The following is a 24756-nucleotide window of genomic DNA, read 5'->3' as shown; positions in this document are numbered from 1 at the left end:
TGACTCTGGCTGGTGGGCGCGCTGAATATCTAAGCGCTTGCTCAGCCTAAGTTACCCGGGGGTTGTTGAAAGTGTCCATAGTGATGCTGAGCACGCCCGGATGCGACGACGGCCTCGCAAGTGCGGTGCCCTCGCCGAATGTCGCTTTTGGGTGCCCTCAGCAGGCGATTCCCTGCGAGCGCAGCCACTCGCACTGTGTCTCACCGGTCGTCTTCCCGCCGTCGTAGGCGCGGGGGTCCTTGTATCCGGGGCCGACGGGTTCGTGCTCCTCGAAGACGCCGTCGCCGTCCAGGTCGCCGCCGTTCGGGTCGATCGTCCCGCCGGGGTTACGGCAGTTCAGGCGGTCGGCGGGGTCCGTGGTGCAGGCCTTGCCGTCGGCGGCGGAAGGGGCGGAGCGGGACTTGCGGGCTTCCGCGGCAGCCTTGTCCTGCACGGCCTTCCTGGCCGCGGCATCCTGGGCTGTGGCCTGGCGCTCAAGGGCCTCTTCGAGCGCGGGTGTCCCTGCTTGGAAGGAGATTCGCGGACGCTGGTCGGCCGGCGACTGGGATCCGGACACCTCCGACCCGCAGGCGGCGAGGGTCGAGAGCAGGCTTGCCGCCAGAAGGGCGGTACCGGCGAAGGTTCCGGTCCTGCGACGCTTTGCGTGAATGAGGCCCATGGTTCGACCAATGCGAGAATTGTCCGCCTGTCTGATGAACGCTACGACGGCTCTCCCAGGGGGTCAACGTTTCGGTGAAGGTCCCGGCACGGCAACGGAAGGGGACACCGTGCCCCGGGCGGGAAGGTCGTGCGACACCATGGCCCGCATGAAGCCTGCCGCGCGGCTGCCGCGCCCTTGGTTGCCCCTCACAGCCGTGGTGTCCGTCGCCCTGGTCGCCTGCGGAACCGAGACCGCCGGAAGTGGTGCCGACCGGGCCGAACTCGAGGAACGCGCGCGTGCCGCGCAGGTGGCGATCGAGAACGTCTATGTCACCGAGGTGCCCGGCTACGAGGTAGCCAAGCAGTCCGTGGGCGTCCTCGGTGCGGACGGCTTCTCGGCGACGTACGTCAAGCAGGACAGCGGCGCGCAGATACGCCTCGGCGTCGACCGGGGCACCATGGACGCGGCGAACTGCCCGAAGCTTCCGGTCGGCGTCGGCACCGGTGGCACGGGCGGCGCCGTCGAGTGCGTGGAGGACGGCAAGAGCTGGTACCGCACGAGCGGCACGCAGCACGAGTACGTGACCGAGGCGGACGGGCGTCTGGTGCGGGTAGAGGCCGACACCGCGGCCGTCGAACGCGACACCCTGCGCAAGGCGGCCGAGGCCGCGCATGCCGCGAGCGACGCGGAACTCGACGCCGTACTGCCTCCCGCGCGGGCGGGCGCCGGTCAGCCGGTCGAGCGCGGCGACCTGCCTCCGGCCGGTGACGGGGCGCCGAACAACGAGGTGGGCGTGGGTGGTTGAGCGGGGGCTGGCGGCCGGAGTGCTTCAGGTCCGTGAGGAACGCGGACCAGGCTGCGCTGTGGAACATGAGTGCCGGGCCCTGCGGATTCTTGGAGTCGCGGACCGGGACGCCGGAGGTTTGGCCGTCCAGAGCCTTGACGCAGCCGCCCGCGTCGCGCCCGCTGGGTGAGGACTCGCGCCAGCCGGCCAACCCGGACGAAGGCCGGATGAGGTGCATCAATCCCGGAGGCTGTGGATGAGGATGCCCTTGATGCCGTCGAGCCATTGGCGGAGAGAGACGTTCTTCGGTGGGCGTACCTCAAGGCCAAGCGCGTCAGCTGCGATGCGTAGCTCCTCGTCGGTTTCGACGATCGACAGCAAGGCGCGGATTTCTGTTGCCGCCCGCCGAAGGTCTTCCCCGGGGTGTCCTGCGAGATAGTCGTCGAGGGCTTCCTTGTGAGATGCGTAGTCGACAGAGAAGTCCTGGTGGAAGTAGGCGCCAATGAGTTGGTGCAGCTCGGGGAAGCGCTTGCGCCACTCCCAGGCGTTCTGCGGGAGAGCTGGTTGTATGTACTGGCCGCGGACGTCCGAACAGTCCGTCACCCGTGCCGCAGCGCGAACCACAGCTCCATCCGGACGTCCACGTCGTCCAGGTCCGCGTCCAGCAGCGCCGCGCAGCGGCCGATGCGCTGGCGGACCGTGTTGCGGTGGATGTCCATGGCGGCGGCGGTGCGGTCCCAGCTGCCGTGGAGGGAGAGCCAGGTGCGCAGCGTCTCGACGAGCGCGGGGGAGTCCGCGAGCGGCGCCAGCCGCCGGCGGGCGGCGTCGAGGGAGAGCGGGTCGGCGTGCCGGTGGTGGACGAGGGGCTTGCCGGTGGCGACCGCGCGGCGGACGGCCCTGGCCGCCTGCGCGTCGGCGGCCGCGAGCTCGTCGGGGCCGACGGGGGCGCTCACGCCGAGCGTCCAGCCGGGCTGGGCGGTCGCCTCCCGGTCTGCCGGGAGCAGGATCCGTACGGAGCCGTCCGCGTCGGGGTCGACGAGCGCGCTGCCGAGGGCCGCCCCGAGCGCGGCCGCCGCGAAGGGGGAGCGGTCGCCACGCCCGTGGACCACCGTCCACGGGCCGGGCCCCAACAGCGGCGCCGTCTCGGCCGGTGCCGACCCCAGCAGCAGTCGTACGAGCGCGGCGCTGCGGCCGGAGGCGTCCGCACCCTGGTGCGGCGCGGTGAGCAGGGAGAGGAGCACGACGGCGACCCCGGCCACCGTGTGGTCGCCGGGCTCCCGGGCGGGCGTGGCGAGCCCGAGGACGAGTCCCTGGCTGCCGCCGAGGGCGTAGGCGGCGAGGTGTCCCTCGGCCACCCGGTCCGTCGCGGAGGCGGGGGCGGGGCGGGGCGACGCACCCGGGCTCACGACGTGCGCCAGCCGGGTCAGGCCCGTCGCCACGTCCGGCGCCGGTTCGCGGCCCGCCGCGGAGAGCCGGGTACCGTCCGGGCCGAGCAGGACCGCCCAGCCCTCCAGCCGGACGGCGAGCTGGTGCAGCACCGCCGGGACCGGGTCCGGGCGGGCAGCTGCCGCGGCCAGGCCCTGCTGGGCCTGGGTCACCCGGCGGAGCTCGCGGTGGCGGGCCTCCGCCATCAGTCGCCACACCACCCGTGCGACGGCGGTGAACGTGGTCTGCGGCGGCACCTCCAGCAGCGCCAGCCCGTGCCGTTCGCATGCGTCGACCAGCTCGACGGGGACCGTGTCGTACACGGGTGCCACGCCGAAACCGAGCGCCACCGCGCCCGCCTGGACGATGCGTGAGACGTAGCGGTCCGGGTCGTCCAGCAGTACGCCCGCGCTGAGCAGCAGCTCGCCGCCCAGCAGATACGGATACGGGTCGGCCATCTCCGAGGTGTGGACCATGTGGACGACCGCGCCGTCGCTCGCGGGCGGCCCCGCCAGCTGGCGCAGCCCGAGTTCCGGGTCGGCGAGGAGTGCGGCCAGCGGGATCGGCGGGGTGGGTGGGGCCGCTGTGGGCTCCGGCATGGACGGTCCATCCATCGACAACGAGAAGAATGGATAAAACGTACACTTCAAGGACGCTTTCCGGCCACTTACCGTCGACTCTCACAAGCGCGCAACCAAGGACCGTTCCCGGGGGACGAGACGGAAGGAAAGCCGATGGCTGTCGACTACGCAGTGATCGTCGTCTATCTGGCCGGCATGCTCGGCATGGGTTGGTGGGGCATGCGCCGCGCCAAGTCCAAGAGCGAGTTCCTGGTCGCGGGCCGCCGCCTCGGCCCCTGGATGTACTCCGGAACCATGGCCGCGATCGTCCTCGGCGGCGCGTCCACCATCGGTGGCGTCGGCCTCGGCTACAAGTACGGGCTGTCGGGCGCGTGGATGGTCTTCACCATCGGCCTCGGGCTCCTGGCGCTGTCGATCTTCTTCTCGGCGCGCATCGCCCGGCTGAAGGTCTACACCGTCTCCGAGATGCTCGACCTGCGCTACGGCGGCAAGGCCGGTGTCATCTCCGGCGTCGTGATGTGGGCGTACACGCTGATGCTCGCGGTCACCTCGACCATCGCGTACGCCACCATCTTCGACGTCCTCTTCGACCTGAACCGCACCGCCTCGATCGTTCTCGGCGGCGCCGTCGTCGTCGCGTACTCGACCCTCGGCGGCATGTGGTCGATCACCCTCACCGACATGGTGCAGTTCGTCGTCAAGACGATCGGCGTGCTGCTGCTCCTGCTGCCGATCGCGGTCGTCAAGGCGGGCGGCTTCAGCGAGATGAAGGCCGCGCTGCCAGGCGAGTACTTCGCCCCGCTCGGCATCGGGGGCGAGACGATCTTCACCTATGTCCTGATCTACACCTTCGGCATGCTGATCGGTCAGGACATCTGGCAGCGGGTGTTCACTGCCCGCGGCGACAAGGTGGCACGCTACGGCGGCACCGTCGCCGGTACGTACTGTCTCGTCTACGCCCTGGCCGGCGCGGTCATCGGAACCGCGGCCAAGGTCCTGTACCCGAACCTCGCCAACGCCGACGACGCCTTCGCGACCATCGTCAAGGACGAACTGCCGACGGGTGTGCGCGGCCTGGTGCTCGCCGCGGCCCTCGCCGCCGTGATGTCCACGTCGTCCGGCGCCCTGATCGCCTGCGCCACCGTCGCCAACAACGACATCTGGTCGCGGCTTCGCGGCCTTGCGCACAAGGGCCCGGAGCACGACGAGGTGAAGGGCAACCGTGCCTTCATCCTGATCATGGGCATCGCGGTCATCTGCGTCGCGATCGCGCTCAACAACGTCGTCGAGGCGCTGACCGTCGCCTACAACCTGCTCGTCGGCGGTCTGCTCGTGCCGATCCTCGGCGGTCTGCTGTGGAAGCGCGGCACCGTGTACGGCGCGCTCGCCTCCGTCGTCGTCGGCGGCTGCGCGGTCGTCGGCCTGATGGCGACGTACGGGATCCTCGCCAACGAGCCGGTCTACTACGGCCTGCTGTCCTCGCTCGCGGCGTACGTGATCGTTTCCCTGGCCACCCCGCCGACCGACGCGGCGGTCCTCGCGAACTGGCGCGAGCGGCTCGCGGGCCGGGGCGGCGTCGAGGATGCGCAGCCGGAGCCCCCGGCGGCCGAACCGGCCGCCGTGCACAGTTGAAGCCGGGCACAGTTAAAGTCGTACAACCGCACTGAAGCGCAATGAAGCGCCACGAAGCGTAGGAAAGAAGGCATTTCACATGAGCAGCAACGAGCAGCCGCGCGGCCCCGTCGACTCCTCCCGCATCCCGCGGTACGCCGGACCCGCGACGTTCGCCCGGCTGCCCAGGCTCGACGAGGTCGGCCGCGCCGACGTCGCCGTGGTCGGCGTCCCCTTCGACTCCGGTGTCTCCTACCGCCCCGGTGCGCGCTTCGGCGGCAACGCCATCCGCGAGGCGTCGAGGCTCCTGCGCCCCTACAACCCGGCGCAGGACGCCTCGCCCTTCGCGCTCGCCCAGGTCGCGGACGCGGGCGACATCGCGGCCAACCCGTTCAACATCAACGAGGCCGTCGAGACCATCGAGGCCGCCGCCGACGACCTGCTGGGAACCGGAGCCCGGATGATGACGCTCGGCGGCGACCACACCATCGCGCTGCCGCTGCTGCGCTCGGTCGCCAAGAAGCACGGCCCCGTCGCGCTGCTGCACTTCGACGCGCACCTCGACACCTGGGACACCTACTTCGGCGCCGAGTACACGCACGGCACCCCGTTCCGCCGGGCCGTCGAGGAGGGCATCCTCGACACCGAGGCGCTCTCCCACGTCGGTACCCGCGGCCCGCTGTACGGCAAGCAGGACCTCACCGACGACGAGAAGATAGGCTTCGGCATCGTCACCTCCGCGGACATCTACCGCCGCGGCGCCGACGAGGTCGCCGACCAGCTCCGCCAGCGCATCGGCGACCGCCCGCTGTACATCTCCATCGACATCGACTGCCTCGACCCGGCGCACGCGCCCGGCACCGGCACCCCCGAGGCGGGCGGCATGACCTCCCGTGAACTGCTGGAGATCCTGCGCGGCCTCGCGTCCTGCAACCTGGTCTCCGCCGACGTCGTCGAGGTCGCCCCGGCCTACGACCACGCCGAGATCACGTCCGTCGCCGCGTCGCACACGGCGTACGAGCTGACCACGATCATGTCCCGCCAGATCGCGGCTGCAAGGAAGTCGCAGTGACGCACGACCACGACCTGGTGCTGCGGCCCACCGCCGCACAGACCGCGGCCGCGCTGAACCCGCCGGCCGGGCGCAACGGCGGCGACCTCGTCGTGGAGACCCTCTCCGGGCTCGGCGCGACGACGCTCTTCGGCCTGCCCGGCCAGCACGCGCTCGGCATGTTCGACGCGCTGCGCCGCTCGTCCCTGACCTACGTCGGTCTCCGCGTGGAGAACAACGCCGGCTTCGCCGCCGACGCGTACGGCCGGATCACCGGCGAGGCCGCGCCGCTGCTGCTGTCCACCGGGCCCGGCGCGCTGATGTCCCTGGCGGCGCTGCAGGAGGCGGCCGCGGCGTCGGCGCCCGTGCTGGCGATCGGCAGCCAGGTGCCCTCGGCCGGACTCGGCGGTGGCCGCCACGGCTATCTCCACGAACTGCGCGACCAACAGGCGTCGTTCCGCGACATCGTGAAGTCCGTGCACGTGGTGCGTACCGCCTCCCAGATCCCGTCCGCGATCGCGGCGGCCTGGGAGTCGGCGCTGACCGCCCCGCACGGGCCGGTATGGGTGGAGATCCCGCAGGACGTCCTCCTCGCGGAGACCACCCTGCCGGTCGTCACCGCCATGGACGCCACGCCCGACGAGGTGGTGCCGCGCCCCGAACTGACCGCGGTCGCCGCCGATCTGCTGTCGAACGCCACCCGGCCGGCGATCATCGCGGGCGGCGGAGTCGTCCGCTCCGACGCGTCCGGCAAGCTGCTCGCGCTCGCAGAGAAGCTCGACGCGCCGGTCGTCACCACCTTCGGCGGCAAGGGCGCCTTCCCGTGGGAGCACCCGCTCTCTCTCCAGTCCTGGCTGGAGGACCGCCACACCACCGACTTCCTGGAGTCGGCGGACGTGCTGCTGGTCGTCGGCTCCGGACTCGGTGAACTGTCCTCGAACTACCACACGTTCGCACCGCGCGGCCGGGTGATCCAGATCGAGGCGGACCTCGGCAAGCTGGAGTCCAACCATCCGGCGCTCGGCATCCATGCCGACGCGCGTCTCGCGCTGTCCGCCCTGCTGGAGACGGTGTCGGAGCGCGAGGACCCGTCGGCCCCCGAGTCGGTACGGAACGTGCTGGGCGCGGTCAGGGACCGGATCGAGTCCCAGGACCTGACGCTGGAGCAGCAGATCCTCGCCTCTGTGCGCGAGGCCCTGCCGGACGACTCGCCCAGCTTCTGGGACATGACGATCCTGGCGTACTGGGCGTGGTCGGCGTTCGATGCCCGCCGGCCCAACACCATGCACTCGGCGCAGGGCGCGGGGGGCCTCGGCTACGGCTTCCCGGCGGCCGTCGGTGCCGCGGCCGCCGACCGGTCCCGCCCGGTGCTCGCCGTCTCGGGCGACGGCGGTGCGATGTACTCGATCGCGGAGCTGGCCACCGCCCGCCAGTACGACCTTCCGGTGACCTGGCTGATCGTCGACGACGGTGGCTACGGCATCCTGCGCGAGTACATGACGGACACCTTCGGCGAGGCCACGGCGACCGAGCTGTCCCGCCCGGACTTCGTCGCCCTCGCCGAGTCCTTCGGGGTCCCTGCGGTCCGTACGAGCGCGGAGTCGCTGTCGGAGGACCTGTCGAAGGCTTTCGCCCAGCCGGGCCCCTCGGTGGTCGTGCTCCCCGCGCTGCTGCGGATGTTCGCCCCGACGCATCTCTGACGCCGGCGGGCCGGGGGCCCTTGTGCCCCCGGCACCGAGGGCGACTCGTCGGTGTCCAGGCGCTGCTGGTCACCTGTGTCGTCCGGCGGACCGCGCCTGGTCACCAGCACGACGTGCTTCGTCCTGGGCCAGATCGCCCTGGGCGACCGGGGCGTTGGGCATAGGTGCCCCGGGTGCGCTGCGAGCCGTCGTGGGATGCGGGCTCTACCTGGCGCTGATCACTCTGTTCGCGGCCGGTCTCGCGGCGGCGCTGCGCAGTGCGCCCGCGGTCATGGGCATTCTGATCCCGTTCCTGCTGATGCTGTCGTTCGTACTGGGGGATGTGTCCGAGGGCGGCGGCTGGGTCGACTTCCTCCCGGACCGTGCGGGCCAGCAGATCCTGCTCCAGCACCCGGACGGCCCGTTGAACCCATGGACGGGAACGGGCGTCCTGGTGCTCTGGGTCGCAGCGGCACTGTGGGTGGGCGGCCGTCGGCTGCTGCGGCGGGACGCCTGAGGAGCGGTCGGGGCGGGGCGCCCGGCGGCCTGGGCGGCGCGACCGGGACGCCAGCGTCAGCGCACGGACAGTGTGGTCGGGCGCGGCGTCGCCCTGCTCGTCCCCGTGCCGGTCCCGGTTCCTCGTCCCCGTCCCCGTCCTCGTCCCTCCGTCCGGCGACTGCCGTGACTCACTACCCACGGTCCGTGACAGGGGGACATCCGTCAGCCGCCGCCTGCTCCGGTGGTGTCCGCGAACGAGTGGTGTTCGTGCGCGACGACCCAGCGTCCCGTCTCCTTCCGCAGCCCGATGCTGAGCCGCAGCCGTGTCTCCGGATGCTCGGTGAGTTCCTGAGGAGTTCCGCAGCGCAGCAGGGCGTGCGCGAAGGCGACATCGGTACCGGCGGTGACGTCGAGGGAGACGATCTCGAACGCGGCGCCCTGCGTCTGCCACTCGAAGAACGGCGGCCAGGTCTCGCGGTACACGTCGATGCCACGGACGCCCTCATGAGGGGGCGGTACGTCGAACATCATGATGTCGTCGGCGTGGTCAACAAGGACGGCGTCCAGTTCGCCCTTGTGAACGGCCGCGGCCCATTGCTCGATCAAGGTACGGATCTGCTTCTCGTCGTCAGCCATGGTTCCGCCCCTCTCGACTCGTGGACATTGCTTACAGGGACGACTCGGCCGCCCGCCCGAACTCATCGCCGGCCCGGCGCCCGGTGGTGCCGGTGGCCACGAAGCCGAGGTGGACCGGCTCGGGTGCGGGCTGCGCGGTCGGTCAGGGCGCGCAGCTCTCGCCGCATCCGGTCGGTGTCGGAGTCCGTGTCGGTAAAGGTGTCGGTGTCCATGGAGAGCCTGTTACCTCAAGTCCGCTTGAGGTAAAGACTTCGGCCGTCGTGCTCCCGCAGCCGCCGGTGCCGAGCCCTGCCCACGGTCCTAGGTCTCAGGACCGGTCTTTGTTGCGGAGGGATGAAATCCGGGGCCTTTCGCGTTGGTGCATTCCGGAAGATCAGGCCCGTAGGGCCGAGGCGGAACCAACGGGGAGGCATCACGTGGCGGCGGAGCCAGCAGCGCAGGGATGGGCACGGCGGCTGTCCGGGTACGCCTGGCGGTACCGGCGCAATGTCGTGCTCGCGCTCGGTTCGTCGCTGGGCGGCATGGCCGTCATGGCGATCGTGCCGCTGATCATCAAGGTCGTCATCGACGATGTGATCACCGCGAAGACGCGCTCGCTGACCACCTGGACCGGGCTGCTGATCGCCGCCGCCGTGGCCGTCTACCTCATGACGTACATCCGGCGCTACTACGGCGGACGGCTCGCCCTCGACGTGCAGCACGACCTGCGCACCGACATGTACGGGACGATCAGCCGGCTCGACGGGCGGCGGCAGGACGAACTGTCCACCGGGCAGGTCGTCGGTCGGGCCACCAGCGACCTGCAGCTGATCCAGGGGCTGCTCTTCATGCTCCCGATGACCATCGGGAACTTCCTCCTCTTCGCCATCTCGCTCGCCATCATGGCGTGGCTGTCGCTTCCCCTGACCCTGATCGCGCTCGCCGTGGCCCCCGCCCTGTGGATCATCGCAAGGCGCAGCCGCACCCGGCTGCACCCCGCCACGTGGTACGCGCAGAGCCAGGCCGCCGCCGTCGCCGGGGTCGTCGACGGCGCCGTCAGCGGTGTGCGGGTGGTGAAGGGCTTCGGGCAGGAGGAGCAGGAGACCGGGAAGCTGCGCGAGGTGAGCAGGAAGCTCTTCGCGGGCCGACTGCGGACGATCAAGCTCAATGCCACCTACACACCCGCCCTGCAGGCCGTGCCCGCCCTCGGCCAGGTCGCCATGCTCGCGCTGGGCGGCTGGCTGGCCACGAAGGGCGAGATCACGCTCGGCACGTTCGTCGCCTTCTCGGCCTACCTCGCCCAGCTCGTCGGACCGGTCCGGATGCTCGCCATGGTGCTGACCGTCGGCCAGCAGGCCGGGGCCGGAGTGGAACGGGTCCTGGAGCTGATCGACACCGAGCCGAGCATCAAGGACGGGACGAAGGAACTGCCGGCGGACGCCCCGGCCACCGTCGAGTTCGACCACGTGAGCTTCGCGTATGCGGACGGCAAGCCGGTTCTCGACGGTTTCTCGCTGGAGATCGCCGCCGGCGAGACCGTCGCTGTCGTCGGCGCGTCCGGCAGCGGCAAGTCCACCGTCTCGCTGCTGCTGCCCCGCTTCTACGACGCCACCCGCGGCGCCGTCCTGGTCGGCGGCCACGATGTGCGGGAGCTGTCGTTGGACTCGCTGCGGGCCGCCATCGGCCTCGTACCGGAGGACAGCTTCCTGTTCTCCGACACGGTCCGTGCGAACATCGCGTACGGGGTACCGCACGCCACCCAGGAGGAGATCGAGAAGGCTGCCCGTGCTGCCCAGGCCGACCGCTTCATCGCCGAGCTCCCCGAGGGCTACGACACCAAGGTCGGCGAGCACGGGCTCACCCTCTCCGGCGGCCAGCGCCAGCGCATCGCCCTTGCCCGCGCCATCATCACCGACCCGCGGCTGCTGCTCCTCGACGATGCCACCTCCGCCGTCGACGCCCGTGTCGAGCACGAGATCCACGAAGCGCTGGCGCACGTCATGGCGGGGCGCACGACGCTGCTGATCGCCCACCGCCGCTCCACGCTCAACCTCGCCGACCGCATCGCCGTCCTCGACGGCGGCCGGCTCGCCGACATCGGCACGCACGAGGAGTTGGAGCGGCGCTCCGCGCTGTACCGGCGGCTGCTGACCGACCCGGACGAGCTGGGCGGCGTCTCGCCCGGGCACGTCCTTCAGCAGGCCGGGCGGGAGCCGGACGAGGACCGCACCGTGCGTGACGAGCTGGACGCCGAATTCGACGTGGAGCGCGGCATCACCCCCCGGCTGTGGGTGCGCGACGAGAGAGCGGAGGAGGCCAAGGAGGACCCGGGCGCCACTCCCGAACTGCTGGCGCAGGTCGAGGCGTTGCCTCCGGCCACCGACACGCCCGGCATCGACGAGGCACAGGCCACCCGCCCCGAACCGGCGGGCGCGGCGTCCGGCGAGGGCGGCCGGCTGCGCGCCGTGCTGCGCGGCTTCGGTCTGCCGCTGCTGCTCAGCCTGGCCCTGGTGGCGGTCGACGCCGGCATGGGGCTGCTGCTGCCCGTGCTGATCCGGCACGGCATCGACGAGGGTGTCGAGCAGCTCGCGCTCGGCGCCGTATGGGTGGCGTCCGCTCTTGCGCTGGTTACCGTGGTCGTCCAGTGGGCCGGTCAGATCGGCGCGATGCGGATGACCGGCCGCACCGGCGAACGAGTCCTGTACTCCCTGCGCCTGAAGATCTTCGCGCAGCTCCAGCGACTCGGCCTGGACTACTACGAGCGTGAGCTGACCGGCCGGATCATGACCCGGATGACGACGGACGTCGACGCCCTGTCCACGTTCCTGCAGACGGGCCTGGTCACCGCTTTCGTCTCGGTCGTCACCTTCTTCGGGATCATGGTCGCGCTCGTCGTCATCGACGTTGAGCTCGCGCTGGTGGTCTTCGCGACCCTGCCCGTGCTGATCGTCGGCACGTACTTCTTCCGCAAGCAGAGCGTCAAGGCGTACGAGCTGGCCCGCGAGCGCATCAGCGTCGTCAACGCCGAACTCCAGGAGTCCGTCGCCGGACTGCGGATCGTGCAGGCGTTCCGGCGGGAGCGTGCCGGGCGCGAGAGCTTCGCGGCCCGCAGTGACAGCTACCGTCAAGCCCGGGTCCGCGGCCAGTGGCTGATCTCGGTCTACTTCCCGTTCGTGCAGCTGCTCGCGTCCGTCGCCACGGCCGCCGTCCTGATCGTGGGCGCCGGCAGGATCGAGGCGGGGACGCTGACCACCGGAGCGCTCGTCGCCTATCTGCTCTACATCGAGCTGTTCTTCGCGCCGGTGCAGCAGCTCTCCCAGGTCTTCGACGGCTACCAGCAGGCGGCGGTGTCGCTGCGCCGCGTGCAGGAGCTGCTGCGTGAGCCGACCTCGACCGTCGTGCCGCACGAGCCGCAGCCGGTACGGGCCCTGCGCGGGGACGTCGCCTTCGAGGACGTGTCGTTCGCCTACGGCGACGACGAGGAGGCGCTGACCGGCGTCGATCTGCGTATCCCGGCCGGCCAGACCGTGGCCTTCGTCGGCGAGACCGGCGCGGGCAAGTCGACGCTCGTCAAGCTGGTGGCACGCTTCTACGACCCGACGGGGGGCCGGGTGACCGTCACGCTCGCGGACCCGTCGTCGCGGGCCGAGGGCACATCCCGGGCCGATGGCTCCGGGGGAGCACGGGACCTGCGGGAGCTGGATCTGGCGTCCTACCGGCACCGGCTCGGTGTCGTCCCGCAGGAGGCGTACCTGTTCGCCGGCACCGTACGGGACGCCATCGCCTACGGCCGCCCTGGTGCGAGCGACGCCGAGGTGGAGGCCGCCGCACGGGCCGTCGGCGCGCACGACATGATCGCCACGCTCGACGGCGGCTACCTGCACGAGGTCTCCGAGCGCGGCCGCAACCTCTCGGCCGGACAGCGCCAGCTGATCGCCCTGGCCCGCGCCGAACTCGTCGACCCCGACGTGCTGCTGCTCGACGAGGCGACGGCCGCCCTGGATCTGGCCACCGAGGCACAGGTCAACCAGGCCACGGACCGGCTGACCGGCCGGCGCACGACGCTCGTCGTCGCCCACCGGCTCACCACCGCCGCCCGCGCCGACCGGGTGGTCGTGATGGACCACGGCCGGGTCGCGGAGGACGGCACCCACGACGAACTGCTGGCCTTGGACGGCCGGTACGCCGCACTGTGGCGCGCCTTCATCGGCGAGGGCATAGAGGGCATAGGGGAGGATGAGCCGGCGGCGGTGTGAGGCCGGTGGACCGTACAACCTTCCGGTACCGGACCTCCCCCCGCACCTGGTTCTCGTCACGCTCCCCGCCGGTACGAAGGCGGTGAAGATCCCAGGTCTGTGCAACCCGTCGGACGAGCCGGGGCGCTACAGGTGCGGCAGCTGGCAGCGGTGGGTGGAGGAGGACTACACGGCGCCGCTCACGTTCACATTGAAGGTCGAGAAGGCGGTCCCCGGCGCCAAGGGCACGGTCGCGCTGACAGGTGAGCCGCGCCCGTTCGACAAGAACCCGGCGAACGACACTCTGCGTTCGTGCTCGACGTGGCGGACGGCGGCTCGTCGACGGGCGGTTCCGGCGGCAGCTCCGGCGCGTCCACCGGCGGTTCGGGTGGTTCCGGTGGTTCCACCGGTTCCGGCGGGCCGTCCTCGACCGGCGCCGGCTCGTCCTCGATCGGGGGCGGCTCCTCGTCGGCGACGGGCGGCGCGGGGACGGCGACCAGCGGCGGCAACCTGGCGGCGACCGGCTCCGGTTCGGCCCTGCCTCTCGCCGGCGCTGCCGCAGCAGCGGTGGCCGCGGGCGGCGGCCTGGTCGTCGCGCTGCGCCGTCGCCGGGCCCAGCGGCAGTAGCGGGCCGGCCGGGTCGCAACCAAACACGGCCACCATGCGTCGTACGCATGTACGGAGCAGTGGCATTTGGGGGCAGGCGTGTTCGGTGGGGCGGGGAGCAGGAAAACGGAGCGGCCGGGGCGCGTCGTGGCACGGGCACTCGCCGTGGTCACGGCCATCGCGGCGCTGACCTTCGCCGCCCCGGGCGTCCCGCACGCGGAAGCCGCCGCGGCCTGTCCCGGCCGGCTGGCGAAGACGGTCTCCTTCTCCACCGGCGAGCTGCGCGTCTACGAGCGCGGCGACTACGCCTGCGCCATCACCCTTGCCAAGCGTCCCGGCACCCGGCGGTCGATGTCCGTGTCGCTCCAGCCCCGTGGCGGACACGGGGACGAGGACAGCGGGAGCTTCACCCGGCAGGCCGGGCCGGTCACCGTCCACTCCCTCAACCGCTGTGTCCGCGCCACCGGTTCCGTCTCCGGGGTCTCCCGCTCCACCGGCTGGATCCTGTGCTGATGCGCCGCTGAGCCCCAACCAGGTCTGGCGGGGCCGCTGTTGACACCGCTAGGTTCACCGCGTCCGCTTTTGATCAAAGGGGAGGGTGAATGCGCAAGGCGCTCAGATGGCTGCTGTCGCTCGTGGTGCTGATAGGTACCGTGAGCGCGGCCGGTGCCACGGCGAACGCGGCTACCGCCGCGGAGCCGGCGACCGGCACGGACATCAAGGACCGGATTCTGTCCATCCCGGGCATGGGCCTCATCGAGGAGAAGCCGTACCCGGGTTACCGTTTCTTCGTCCTCGACTACACACAGCCGGTCGACCACCGGCACCCGTGGCGCGGCACGTTCAAGCAGCGGATCACCCTGCTGCACAAGGACACCAACCGCCCCACCGTCTTCTTCACCTCCGGCTACAACGTGTCCACCACGCCGCGCCGCAGCGAGCCGACGGCCATCATCGACGGCAACCAGGTCTCCCTGGAGTACCGCTACTTCACGCCGTCCCGCCCCGCGCCCGCCGACTGGTCCAAGCTGGACATCTGGCAGGCCGCCAGCGACCAGCACCGGGTCTTCGAGGCGCTGAAGAAGATCTACGACAGGAACTGGATCTCCACCGGCGGCTCCAAGGGCGGCATGACCGCCACCTACTACGAGCGCCACTACCCGCGCGACATGGACGGCGTCGTCGCGTACGTCGCCCCCAACGACGTCGTCAACAACGAGGACAAGGCCTACGACCGCTTCCTGGCCAACGTCGGCACCGAGGAGTGCCGCCAGAGGCTGAACGCCGTCCAGCGCGAGGCCCTGGTCCGCCGTGAGCCGCTCGAGGCCATCTACGAGAAGTACGCCGCGGATGCCGGGTACACCTTCGAGACCGTCGGCAGCCTGGACCGGGCGTACGAAGCGGTCGTGCTCGACTTCGTCTGGGCGTTCTGGCAGTACAGCCGACTCTCCGACTGCGAGACGATCCCGGCCGCGGCCACCGCGTCCGACCAGGAGATTTTCGACACCGTCGACTCGATCGCCGGGTTCTCGGCCTACGCCGACCAGGGGCTCGCCAACTACACGCCGTACTACTACCAGGCGGGCACCGAGCTCGGTTCGCCCGACATCACGCAGCCCCACCTGGACGGTCTGAGCCGCTACGGCTACCAGCCGCCGCGGAACTTCGTGCCGCGTGACATCCCGATGCGCTTCAAGCCGTGGGTGATGAAGGACGTCGACACCTGGGTGAGGCACAACGCCAACCGGATGATGTTCGTCTACGGCGAGAACGACCCGTGGGGCGCCGAGCCGTTCCGGGTGGGCAAGCACACCCGTGACAGCCACGTCTACACCGCGCCGGGCGCCAACCACGGCGCGAACGTGGCCGGTCTGGTGGCCGAGGAGAAGGCGGAGGCCACTGCCGCGATCCTGCGCTGGGCGGGCGTCGCCCCGGCCGCGGTCCAGGAGGACCCGGCGAAGGCCAGGCCGCTGGCGAAGGCCGACGCGAAGCTCGACAAGCGCGACCTGGAGGGTGAGCCGCTGCTGCGCCCGTAGCCGGCCGACAGCCGAAAGGCCGTGCCCCGCCGCTCGTACGAGCGGCGGGGCACGGCCTTTTCGAGCGTGCTACCGGTACGACAGCCCGTGGCCGACCGGGAACAGCACCCGTGACGGGTCGTCCGCCCGCTGCACCGGCACCGGCAGGCGTCCCTCCGGCTCCGCGTGTCCCGCGATCACCCGTGCCGCGGCCCGCAGTTCGACATCGGTCCAGGAGTAGGCCGCCAGCGCTGCCGCGACCCCGTCGAGCAGGGCGATGTCGTACGGATTGCGGATCGCGAGCGCCACCACCGGCACGCCTGTTGTGACCAGGCGGGCCACCAGCGTGCGCTGGGAGCTGTTCGCGGAGACGTTGTACGTGCCGACGACCACCACGTCCTTGCCGTTCGCGGCGGAGACCGCCTCCGCGATCTTCGTGCTGCTCGGCGCGGTCCCGGTCGACAGCGCGGTCGCCCGGAAGCCCAGCTCGCCCAAGGCGTTCGCCAGTACGGTCGTCGGCGGCCCGGTCGTGCCGCTGGGAGACGCGAGATCGGCGCCGACGACCAGGACGTCGCCGTGGCTGCGGTGGCTCAGCGGCAGCAACCCGTCCGGGTTGGTCAGCAGCGTGGTCGTACGCTCGGCGATCCGGTCGGCGGCGGCGAGGTGGGAGCCGGTGCCGACGGTGCGGTCCACCCCGTGCCGGGACACGAACGGGTCACGGAACAGGCCGAGTTTCGCCTTGAGCAGCAGGATGCGCAGGATCGATTCGTCCAGCCGGGCCTCGGTGATCTCGCCGCTTCTGACCGCGTCCATCACACCGTTCCAGGCGACCGCCAGGTCCGGCGGGTTGAGCAGTTGGTCCACGCCCGCGAGCAGCGCGAGCACCGGCACCCGGTGGTCCCCGTACTTCTCCCGTACGCCCTCCATGTTGAGAGCGTCCGTGACGACCACGCCGTCGTAGCCGAGCTCCTCGCGGAGGATGCCGGTGAGGATGGGGCGGGAGAGCGTTGCCGGATCGTTGCTGGGGTCCAGGGCGGGGAACTGGATGTGCGCCGTCATGATCGAGTCGATCCCGGCGGCGATCGCCGCCCTGAACGGCGGTGCGTCGATCTTCTCCCACTCCTGGCGGGTGTGGGAGATGACCGGGATGCCGGTGTGGCTGTCGACAGTGGTGTCGCCGTGCCCCGGGAAGTGCTTGGACGTCGCCGCGATCCCCGCGCTCTGGTAGCCCGAGACCTGTGCCGCCACCATCCTGGCGACCGCGGCCGGGTCCGCGCCGAAGGACCGTACACCGATGACCGGGTTGGCCGGGTTGATGTTCACATCGGCGACGGGCGCGTAGTTCTGGACGATGCCCATGGCGGCGAGTTCGCTGCCTGCGATCTGCGCGGCCTTGTGGGCGAAGGAGGCGGACCCGCCCGCACCGAGCGCCATCGCGCCCGGCATCAGCGTCGCCGGTTTGCCGACGCGGGCGACGATGCCGTGCTCCTGATCGGTGGAGATCAGCAGTGGCAGCGGGGTCGGCTGGGCGAGACCGGCCCGCTGGATGCCGTTGGAGAGGTCGGCGATCTGGTGCGGATCACGAGTGTTGTGCGCCCAGGCGAAGTAGATGATGCCGCCGACGTGGTATTCGGCGATGAGCTCGGCGGCGTTGCGCACGCCCATCTCTTCGAGGTTGAGGTCGACGTCGGCCTGGTCCGGATCGGTGGCGGAGTGACCGTAGACCCGCATCACGAAGAGCTGGCCGACCTTCTCCTCGAGGCTCATCCCCGAGACGATCCGCTCGAGCCGTAGTCGGGTGCCACGGGATGCGGTGGCGGTCGCCGCGGCCGCCGCTGAACTGGGCGCTGCGGTGGCGATCGCGCCCGCGGCGACGGCGGTCGCGGTGAGAAGTGTGCGTCTGGAGATGTTCCGGTCGTGCACTGGTGCTCCTTCCGGCCTTGCTCGACAGGGGCGTTGCACAAGGGAGTTGAAGGAAACTTCCAAGGTGTCACGGATATCCGGAAACTAACTGCCAGGTCAAGGCCCCGCGCACAAACGTCACCGGACCGGCGGGGCGGGCCGGGCCCGGGGGACGGACTCCGCGGGCACCGACGCTGCTCGGACCGGCCCCCTTGTCGCCGGCCGCCGGTTCGTCGTACCGGTCCCCGCAGGGCAGGCACTCCGGGCGCGCCCGTATCAAGGGCCGGCCGCACGGGCGCGGCTGGAACCGACCGGACCTGGGCAAGGCTCAGTGCGGCCCGGGCTTCGCGATCACCGAGGGCCAGAGCTTCTGCAGGGTCCGCACCGTCTCCGTGATCGCAGGCCGCCTTGCCGCCCCCGTACGCCACAGTGCGTGCAGCCGGCGCGTCGGTACTGGGGCCAGCTGCACGGCCACGACCTGCGGTGGCAACGTCCCGCGGCCCAGCCGGGGGACCAGTGCCACGCCGAGCCCGGCGGCCACGAGGGCGACCTGGGTGTGGTACTCCTCCGAATGATGCGCGATCAGGGGTTCGCAGCCGGCGGCCCGCAGGGTACGCAGCAGCCAGTCGTGGCAGACCGTGCCCGGCGGCTGGGTGATCCAGCGCTCGTTCTTCAGGTCCTCACGCCGTACGGAGTCGGCGTCTGCCAGCAGGTGGCAGGCAGGGACCAGCACGTCGCACATGTCGTCGCCGATGACGGCCTGTTCGACGCCGGGCGGGGTCGGCAGTGGCGCGATGTCCCAGTCGTGCGCCACCGCCAGGTCGATCGCGCCGCGCGCGACGAGATCGACGGACAGGTGCGGGTCGACCTCGTGGAGCCGGGCGTCCAGCTCGGGGTGGCGGCGGGCGAGATCGGCGAGCACATGCGGCATCAGCCCACGGGACGCGCTGGCGAAGCACGCGATGGAGAGCCGCCCGGTCGGTTTGCCGCGCCGCTCCTCGAGGCGGACCTCCGCCTCCTCGACCAGGGCGAGCAACTGTTGGCCGGTGGCCGCAAGTTGCGTTGCTTCTTCGGTCAACCGGATGCCGCGGCCCTGACGTTCGAGGAGTGTGGTGCGGGTCTCCCGCTCGAGTTTGGCGATCTGCTGGGAGACGGCTGAGGGCGTGTAGCCGAGCGCGGCCGCCGCGGCGCCGACCGTGCCGTGGACGGAGACGGCGTGCAGGGCGCGCAGTCGGCCGAGATCGAGCATGGTTGCTCTCCTTGTTGCGCATGCACCAGATTTTCATTAGCAGTACTTCATCCAACCATGAAGAAATCCGCGCTGGTGCTACATGGTTTCTCAGGGTGATGCTCGATGCCATGCGACCCGCCCACATCGCCCTCGCCTCTCTCGTCGCCGCCGTCTGGGGAGTCAACTTCGTCGTCATCGAGATCGGCCTCGACCACTTCCCGCCGCTGCTCTTCTCCGCCCTGCGCTTCCTCGCCGCCGCCCTGCCCGCGGTGTTCTTCGTCGGCCGGCCGAAGGTCGCCTGGAAGTGGATCGTCGGCGTCGGATCGGTGCTGGGCGTCGCCAAGTTCGGTCTGCTCTTCATGGGCATGGACAGTGGGGCCCCCGCCGGACTCTCCTCCTTGATCGTTCAGATCCAGGCGGTCTTCACGGCCCTGTTCGCCTTCACCGTCCTCGGCGAACGACCCGGCCGGGTCAGAGCCGCGGGCATGGCCGTGGCCTTGGCCGGTATAGCGGTCGCCGCCGTCGACGAGGGCACCTCGGGACCGCTCCTCGGCTTCGCCCTCGTCATCGCCGCGGCGGCCTGCTGGGGCGTCTCGAACGTCCTCACCCGCAAGGCGTCCCCGCCCGACGCCTTGAACTTCATGGTCTGGGTCAGCACCGTCCCGGTCCTCCCACTGCTCGCCCTGTCTCTCTTCATGGAGGGCGCCGACCGCGATCTGGCTGCCCTGAGCTCCCTGGACTGGACGGGCGCCGGGGTCGTCCTCTACGTCGCCTGGGTCACCACGATCTTCGGTTTCGGCGCCTGGGGTTGGTTGCTCCGACGCCACCCTGCGTCCTCGGTGGCCCCGTTCTCCCTACTCGTACCTGTCTTCGGCATGTCGTCGGCGTTCCTGATCCTCGACGAGCCGGTGAGCCCGCTTCGGTGGTGCGCGGCGGCGCTCCTGGTCGGCGGCGTCGCCCTCACCACCCTGCCGGGCCGGCGGAAGCCGCGGCCCGCCGTACCGCAGCAGGAGCCGCTGACTACCGGAAGGGCCTGACGTTCTAGGGTGATCCCTCCGACCGACCGACGGGGGATCGACATGTTCACGCAGCGCGGCGACGGGGCGCAGGGCCGGTACGACGCCCCTGTGCAGCATCTGCACCAGGCGAACACCGGAGCGGGGCCCGGACGAGCCGTTCCCTGTCGGATGTGCGGCTCGCTGCCTGCCGTCCACAGGGCAGTCCGCGTGCACCCGGGCATGTCGGATCTACGCGGCCGGCGCCGAGGCCCTGTGCCTGAAGCTTCCCTGCAGCGGGTGAGCCGGTGAACGCCGGACCGATGACGGTCGGCTGGCAGGCGCCCACCGACGTGGAGAGCAGGTTGTACGCGGCGAAGATGCGGGGCGACTGGGCCGCGTTCTTCGACCAGTTGGCCGGGACGTATCTCTACTGTGCCGTCCAGCGGGCGGAGGCGGAGGCGGGCAGGTCGACCCACGCCCCCTTCCGCAGCCCGGCGACCGGTACCTGGTGCTTCGCCTACTACACGCAGGGCGTGCTGCCGATGCCGCAGCCCGACCCGGTCTTCCACCGCAGCACCTTCGCGGCCGTCGTACGCGGCTGGGGCAACGACAGCCGCTGGCTGGCCATCAACCCGGGCACGCCGGGCGAGGCGTACTTCCCGGCGAACCCGCAGACACTGCACCTGTGGCGGCAGCACGCCGAGCGCTTCTCACCCGTCGAGTCCGGAACGCTGCGGACCCTGCGTGTGGGCGGCCCGCTCCAGGGGCCCATGGCCAAGGGCCTGGCCTGCGGTGCCCAACTCGCTGTGCACCGGGGCGATCTCTGGAACTCGCTGGCGGACCACGGCGCAGGCTTCAACGCGATGCGCCGGTTGGTCGCCGACTCGTGGGACATCCGAGGCGCGGACGACTGGCAGGGTGTTCAGGAAGCGATGCTCGAGGGCCGATGCGTGAGCCGGGTCTGGGAGTTCGTCCTGTCCGTCCGCCAGGAGATGGCACGCCAGTACGGGGGAGCGGTCGATCCTGTCCACTGGCGGGAGACCGCCGCCCGCATCCTGCGCAGCAACGCCGAGCCGGACAGGGTGCCCGACGCCGCGGTCAGCGGTGTCCAGCAGCTGATCGGCCGCATCACCCGCTACGAGGCCCGTTTTCGCGCGGACGGCCTGCTGTCCGAGGGCCGCTGTGTGCGCTCCGTCCTGGCCTGGGACTTCGGCCGGGCTGTCCACATGGCCCGCTGGGGTGTGGCCGCGCGCTACTGCGACCTGCCGGCCGCCGAGCGGGCGGTGCTCCGTGCCGCGGAGTCGAGCCTGGAGACGTACCGGTCGTGGGAGGACTTCGGTGCGGGGTACGCCCTGGGCCGCTGCCTGCATTTCGACGAGGAGGAGTTCGGCCCCTGGTACACGGAGCTGGTCGACATCCACCGGATTCTCACCACCGATCCGGACAGCCCCTGGCTCACCGTCCCGTGGAGGTAGGGGCCGTACCGCGCGGGAAACGGGCCCGCATCGCGTCGATGCAGAGGTCGCGGGAGGTGGGACGGCCGAAGCGGAGCCGGTCGTAGGGGGTGAACGCCGGCTCCAGCGCGTCCAGTTCGTCGATCGCGGCATGGAGCCGGGCCGACCACTCGGGAGAACCGGCGTCCGGATCGTGGGGCGCCGCCGTGATCTCCGTCGTGAGCTGCTCCTTGCGCTGGATCGTTTCCGGGCGGACCGACTGCAGGCACACGTACTGGCCGCTCAGATACGCCTCCCACTCCTGCCGACCCACCGACGGGTCCGCCCAGTGCGCGACGAACCAGGTCGCCGGCTTCTCCGGGCCGCCGGCCGCATCTGCCAGTGCGAACAGGTCCTTCGGGACCATCTCCGCTCCGTCGGACCGCAGATAGCCGGGCAGGGGCAACAGTCCGGCCGGCATCGTCAGGCGCACGGCGTCGGGCTCGCGCCCGGAGGTCAGGCACAGGTCGTCCAGTACGGCGAACTGGGCGCTGACGTAGGCGTCGTCCGCCGCGGACATCGGATGGTCGCCGTTGACCTGCCGGAACCGGGCCGCCAGCTCGCGCTCGTACATGGGACGTCGCTCCTTCGTGAGTCGGTCCCGTGCACGCTAGGTGCCGGAAGGTTCGGCGGCCGCCGAACCGTCCCCGGCGTCCCGGTCCCGGATCACTGCGAGGAGATGCTCGCGCCCGGCCGTCAGCAGGCCCGGCAGCTCCGGCGCCGTCGGATACCAGCGCTTCTCGTACTCCCAGCACACCCAGCCGTCCGGGTCCGCGAGCGCAAGGCACTCGGCGAGCGGCAGCACGCCCCGCCCCAGCGGGAGCGGGGCCAGGTCGTCACGCGAGGCCACGTCCTTGACCTGGATGTATCCGAGGAACGGGCTCAGTGCCGCGTGGGTCGCCTCGGGCGCTTCACCTCCGATCCACGTGTGCAGCACGTCCCACAGTGCGCCCGCGTGCTTGTGGCCGACCAGCCCCAGCACGCGGGTGACGTCGGCGCCCGTGCGGTGCGAGTCGTGCGTCTCCAGCAGGATCCGTACACCCAGATCGGCCGCGGTCTCCGCGGCGGCCCCGAGCCGGCGCGCCGCGATGGCGTCGGCCTCGGCCGGGGGCAGGTCGCCACCGCCGGGGAAGACACGGACGAACGACGCGCCGAGGTCCTTGGCCAGTCGGCAGAGGCGCTCCATCTCCTTGATCACGGGGCCGTCCTCGCCCACCGCCGCGATGCGCGCGTACCCGGCGACGGTCAGGATCTCGACGCCCGCGCGCTCGAACTCCCGGACGGCCTCCGCCCTTTCCGTCGTGCCGATGCCCGGATGAACCGGCTCCTCCGGATGGGCGCGCAGCTCGACGCCCTGGTATCCGCTGTCGGCGGCGAGACGGGCCACCTCCTGCAGCGGCCTGCCCGGCACGCCGAGGGTCGAGAGGGCGAACTTCATCGATCCGTTCCTTTCCGCAGCTCCAGCCGCCAGTCCTGACCGATCAGATCCGCCCCGTACGAACGGTGCGGTTTCTCGGCGACGAGGGTGAACCCGGCCCGCTGGTAGATCCGGCGGGCCCCGGCCAGTACGTCATTGGTCCACAACACCATGTCCCGGTACCCGGCCTCGCGCGCGAAATCCACGGCTGTGCGCACCAGCCGGTCACCAAGACCGTGGCCCCGCACCTCGGGCTCGACCAGCAGCAGCCGCAGTCGGGCCGTCGCCGGTGTCCCGTCCCGTACGCACATCACGGAGCCCACCGGCCGCCCGTCCAGCTCCGCTATCCACACCCGCTCCAGGTGCGGGTCGTGGTCCTGCGCGAAATCCGCGACGATCCGGGCGACCAGGCCCTCGAAGCCGGCGTCCCACCCGTACTCCGCGGCGTACAGCGCGCCGTGGCGCTGGACGATCCATCCGAGGTCACCGGGGCCGGGTCCGCGCAGTACCGGCTCCGGTGGTGCGGCGCCCGGGCGGGCCGCCGACAGCAGCTCCCGTACGGTGCGCAGCGCCCCGGACAGGCGCTCCCGGTCCTGCTCGGGCACCGCGTCGACCAGCGTGCCGACCGCTTGTCGCGACCGCTCGTCGAGCAGCGCGACGGCCTCCCGGCCACGCTCGGTGAGCGTGATCCGCTGCCGCCGGGGGTCCCGCTCGGACGGCGCCCGCTCGACGAGCCCGTCCCGCTCGAACCCGGCGAGTAGCCGGCTGAGGTAAGCGGCGTCGAGCGAGAGCTCGACGCGGAGGTCGGCGGCGTCTCTACGGGTGCCGTGCGCGAGCTCGTACAGGACCCGTGACTCGGTGAGCGTGTAGGGCGTGTACAGATGCCGGCGTGGAGGTGCCGGAGACACCGAGCCCGTGGGGCAAGGTGTTCCAGAGCCAGTGCTGGACCCGTTCGGCGAGCCGGCTGACCCCGAGCAGCACGAGCCCGGACCCGACACCGATGAGCAGCGCGGGCAGCACAAGAGGGAAGAGGGCGCGGGTCTGCGGGGGCCAGATGCCCGACCGGTGAGGTCCTGCGGGTGCTTCGCGGGTCACGGTGTGCTCCCGCGACGGTGGACGGGACGCGACCCGGCCTTCCGGCTCGCTCGGTGCGCGCTGCCGCGCGGCCGTGGCAACTGGCCTCGGCCGCGCTCCGCGAGCATCCCGTCGACCGACGGGCGCGGGATCAGGGCGCCGGGGCGGACGTGCGGCCGCGATCGGTGCACAGCGCCCAGATGACGAACACGCCGATCGCGATGCACACGACGGCCCAGATCGGCTGGTACGGCAGCCACATGAACTGGAACACCACGGACAGCGCGGCCAGCCCCACGCCGAGTCCCCGGGCCCAGGCTGCGCCCTGCAGGATGCCCCAGCCGGTGACGGCCAGCAGGACACCGAGGATCAGATGGATCCAGCCCCAGGCGGTGAGGTTGAACTCGAAGACGTAGTCGCCCACCTGGGTGTACACGTCGTCCTCGGCGATGGCGGCGATACCGGCGAGGATCCCGAGGACGCCTTCCATGAGCAGCAGGACACCGGCGAGCACGGTCCCGCCGGCCGCCCAGGCCCGCGTGGCGCGTCCCGTGTGCGGGGCGTGACCGGTGCTTCGGGTTGCGTTGGCCATGATCGTTCTCCGTCTCTCCGTCTCCGCCCCTGTGGGGCAAGGGGCTCCAGCCTGCGGTGGAGCTGCGGTGACGGCGAGCGGTGTGGGCCATTCGGGTGACCCTCCCGGCCCGGCCCGGCCCGGCCCGGCACGCGCCGCCGGTCGCCGGGCCGCGGCGGTCGTCGGCGGCTGCGTTCGCTGCCGGTCCGGGCTCCCGGCCGGCGCATACAGCCGCTGCCGGGCGGGGGCCGTGCGGGTCAGGACCGCCGCTGGTACGACGGCGGGCCGACGCCGGGTCAGGCAGGCCCGAGGCGCGGCCGTTGCCCATGC

The 24756-nt window shown here is 71.3% G+C and carries 21 protein-coding genes and 1 pseudogene; 11 read left to right on the top strand and 11 right to left on the bottom strand.

What is annotated here, in order from left to right; translation table 11 throughout:
• Positions 1-157: 157 nt before the first annotated feature.
• Positions 158-658 carry a hypothetical protein gene (locus tag IE198_RS05980; protein ID WP_189883403.1) on the bottom strand — a complete coding sequence of 167 codons (501 nt, stop codon included), beginning with the start codon at positions 656-658 and terminating at the stop codon, positions 158-160.
• 148 nt (positions 659-806) lie between these two features.
• Between IE198_RS05980 and IE198_RS05975 the strand changes: the two genes are divergently transcribed.
• Positions 807-1445, top strand: a complete 639-nt coding sequence (locus tag IE198_RS05975; RefSeq protein ID WP_189883400.1) for a hypothetical protein — start codon at positions 807-809, stop codon at positions 1443-1445.
• 34 nt (positions 1446-1479) lie between these two features.
• Here IE198_RS05975 and IE198_RS05970 read toward each other — a convergent pair.
• The 3 genes and pseudogenes from IE198_RS05970 to IE198_RS05960 form a co-directional block, all read right to left on the bottom strand.
• Positions 1480-1662: pseudogene (locus tag IE198_RS05970) on the bottom strand (DUF397 domain-containing protein); the annotation flags it as partial.
• Entirely contained in the window at positions 1662-2048 is a 387-nt protein-coding gene (locus IE198_RS05965) for a contact-dependent growth inhibition system immunity protein (protein ID WP_189883397.1), read from the bottom strand. The pseudogene IE198_RS05970 and the gene IE198_RS05965, both read right to left, overlap by 1 nt.
• The gene (locus tag IE198_RS05960; protein ID WP_189883394.1) at positions 2024-3448 is read right to left on the bottom strand and encodes a PucR family transcriptional regulator; all 1425 of its coding nucleotides are present in this window, start codon (positions 3446-3448) and stop codon (positions 2024-2026) included. The genes IE198_RS05965 and IE198_RS05960 overlap by 25 nt, the downstream gene beginning before the upstream one ends.
• A 135-nt stretch (positions 3449-3583) precedes the next feature.
• Between IE198_RS05960 and IE198_RS05955 the strand changes: the two genes are divergently transcribed.
• From IE198_RS05955 to IE198_RS05940, 4 genes are all read left to right on the top strand, one after another.
• A complete protein-coding gene (locus IE198_RS05955) occupies positions 3584-5062 on the top strand; it encodes a sodium:solute symporter family protein (RefSeq protein ID WP_189883391.1) in 1479 nt (492 codons plus the stop codon).
• Positions 5063-5141: 79 nt separating this feature from the next.
• Positions 5142-6113, top strand: coding sequence for an agmatinase (gene speB / locus IE198_RS05950; RefSeq protein WP_189883388.1), 972 nt, complete (start codon positions 5142-5144; stop codon positions 6111-6113).
• Positions 6110-7792 (top strand): thiamine pyrophosphate-binding protein, encoded by a 1683-nt coding sequence (locus tag IE198_RS05945; protein WP_189883385.1) that lies wholly within the window; start codon positions 6110-6112, stop codon positions 7790-7792. Before speB ends, IE198_RS05945 begins: the two co-directional genes overlap by 4 nt.
• Positions 7793-7946: 154 nt before the next feature.
• Positions 7947-8288, top strand: a complete 342-nt coding sequence (locus IE198_RS05940) for a hypothetical protein (RefSeq protein ID WP_189883382.1) — start codon at positions 7947-7949, stop codon at positions 8286-8288.
• A gap of 203 nt (positions 8289-8491) precedes the next feature.
• On the opposite strand, the gene IE198_RS05935 is transcribed toward IE198_RS05940, so the two are convergent.
• On the bottom strand, positions 8492-8905 hold the full coding sequence (locus tag IE198_RS05935; RefSeq protein ID WP_189883380.1) for a nuclear transport factor 2 family protein: 414 nt from the start codon (positions 8903-8905) through the stop codon (positions 8492-8494).
• Between the two features lie 416 nt (positions 8906-9321).
• Between IE198_RS05935 and IE198_RS05930 the strand changes: the two genes are divergently transcribed.
• From IE198_RS05930 to IE198_RS05915, 4 genes are all read left to right on the top strand, one after another.
• Positions 9322-13140, top strand: coding sequence for an ABC transporter ATP-binding protein (locus IE198_RS05930; RefSeq protein ID WP_189883377.1), 3819 nt, complete (start codon positions 9322-9324; stop codon positions 13138-13140).
• Positions 13141-13431: 291 nt separating this feature from the next.
• Positions 13432-13746, top strand: a complete 315-nt coding sequence (locus IE198_RS05925; protein WP_189883374.1) for an LAVTG motif-containing sortase-dependent surface protein — start codon at positions 13432-13434, stop codon at positions 13744-13746.
• Positions 13747-13872: 126 nt separating this feature from the next.
• Positions 13873-14238: a hypothetical protein gene (locus tag IE198_RS05920; protein WP_308426787.1), complete on the top strand. Its 366-nt coding sequence runs from the start codon at positions 13873-13875 to the stop codon at positions 14236-14238.
• Between the two features lie 89 nt (positions 14239-14327).
• Positions 14328-15761, top strand: a complete 1434-nt coding sequence (locus tag IE198_RS05915; protein ID WP_189883371.1) for a S28 family serine protease — start codon at positions 14328-14330, stop codon at positions 15759-15761.
• A 69-nt stretch (positions 15762-15830) separates the two neighbouring features.
• Here the strand turns inward: IE198_RS05915 and IE198_RS05910 are convergent, their stop codons facing one another.
• Positions 15831-17663: a glycoside hydrolase family 3 protein gene (locus IE198_RS05910; RefSeq protein WP_189883368.1), complete on the bottom strand. Its 1833-nt coding sequence runs from the start codon at positions 17661-17663 to the stop codon at positions 15831-15833.
• A 307-nt stretch (positions 17664-17970) separates the two neighbouring features.
• A complete protein-coding gene (locus IE198_RS05905; RefSeq protein WP_189883366.1) occupies positions 17971-18891 on the bottom strand; it encodes a LysR family transcriptional regulator in 921 nt (306 codons plus the stop codon).
• 110 nt (positions 18892-19001) lie between these two features.
• On the opposite strand from IE198_RS05905, the gene IE198_RS05900 reads away from it, so the two are divergent.
• On the top strand, positions 19002-19910 hold the full coding sequence (locus IE198_RS05900) for an EamA family transporter (RefSeq protein ID WP_189883364.1): 909 nt from the start codon (positions 19002-19004) through the stop codon (positions 19908-19910).
• 266 nt (positions 19911-20176) lie between these two features.
• On the top strand, positions 20177-21346 hold the full coding sequence (locus IE198_RS05895; protein ID WP_229833762.1) for a DUF1266 domain-containing protein: 1170 nt from the start codon (positions 20177-20179) through the stop codon (positions 21344-21346).
• Here IE198_RS05895 and IE198_RS05890 read toward each other — a convergent pair.
• The 4 genes from IE198_RS05890 to IE198_RS05875 all read right to left on the bottom strand — a co-directional run bounded on the left by IE198_RS05890 (position 21327) and on the right by IE198_RS05875 (position 24447).
• Positions 21327-21938, bottom strand: a complete 612-nt coding sequence (locus IE198_RS05890; protein ID WP_189883361.1) for a DUF6058 family natural product biosynthesis protein — start codon at positions 21936-21938, stop codon at positions 21327-21329. The two genes, IE198_RS05895 and IE198_RS05890, sit on opposite strands and share 20 nt — an antisense overlap.
• A gap of 36 nt (positions 21939-21974) precedes the next feature.
• The gene (locus tag IE198_RS05885) at positions 21975-22802 is read right to left on the bottom strand and encodes a sugar phosphate isomerase/epimerase family protein (protein ID WP_189883358.1); all 828 of its coding nucleotides are present in this window, start codon (positions 22800-22802) and stop codon (positions 21975-21977) included.
• Entirely contained in the window at positions 22799-23689 is an 891-nt protein-coding gene (locus IE198_RS05880; protein WP_189883356.1) for a bifunctional helix-turn-helix transcriptional regulator/GNAT family N-acetyltransferase, read from the bottom strand. Before IE198_RS05880 ends, IE198_RS05885 begins: the two co-directional genes overlap by 4 nt.
• Before the next feature lie 317 nt (positions 23690-24006).
• Positions 24007-24447, bottom strand: a complete 441-nt coding sequence (locus tag IE198_RS05875; RefSeq protein ID WP_189883353.1) for a DUF7144 family membrane protein — start codon at positions 24445-24447, stop codon at positions 24007-24009.
• Positions 24448-24756: the final 309 nt, after the last annotated feature.

The sequence above is a fragment of the Streptomyces xantholiticus genome (assembly GCF_014651015.1).
GTDB lineage: Bacteria > Actinomycetota > Actinomycetes > Streptomycetales > Streptomycetaceae > Streptomyces > Streptomyces xantholiticus.
Note: the sequence above shows the minus strand (reverse complement) of the source record. Positions and strands in the feature narration are given on the sequence as shown.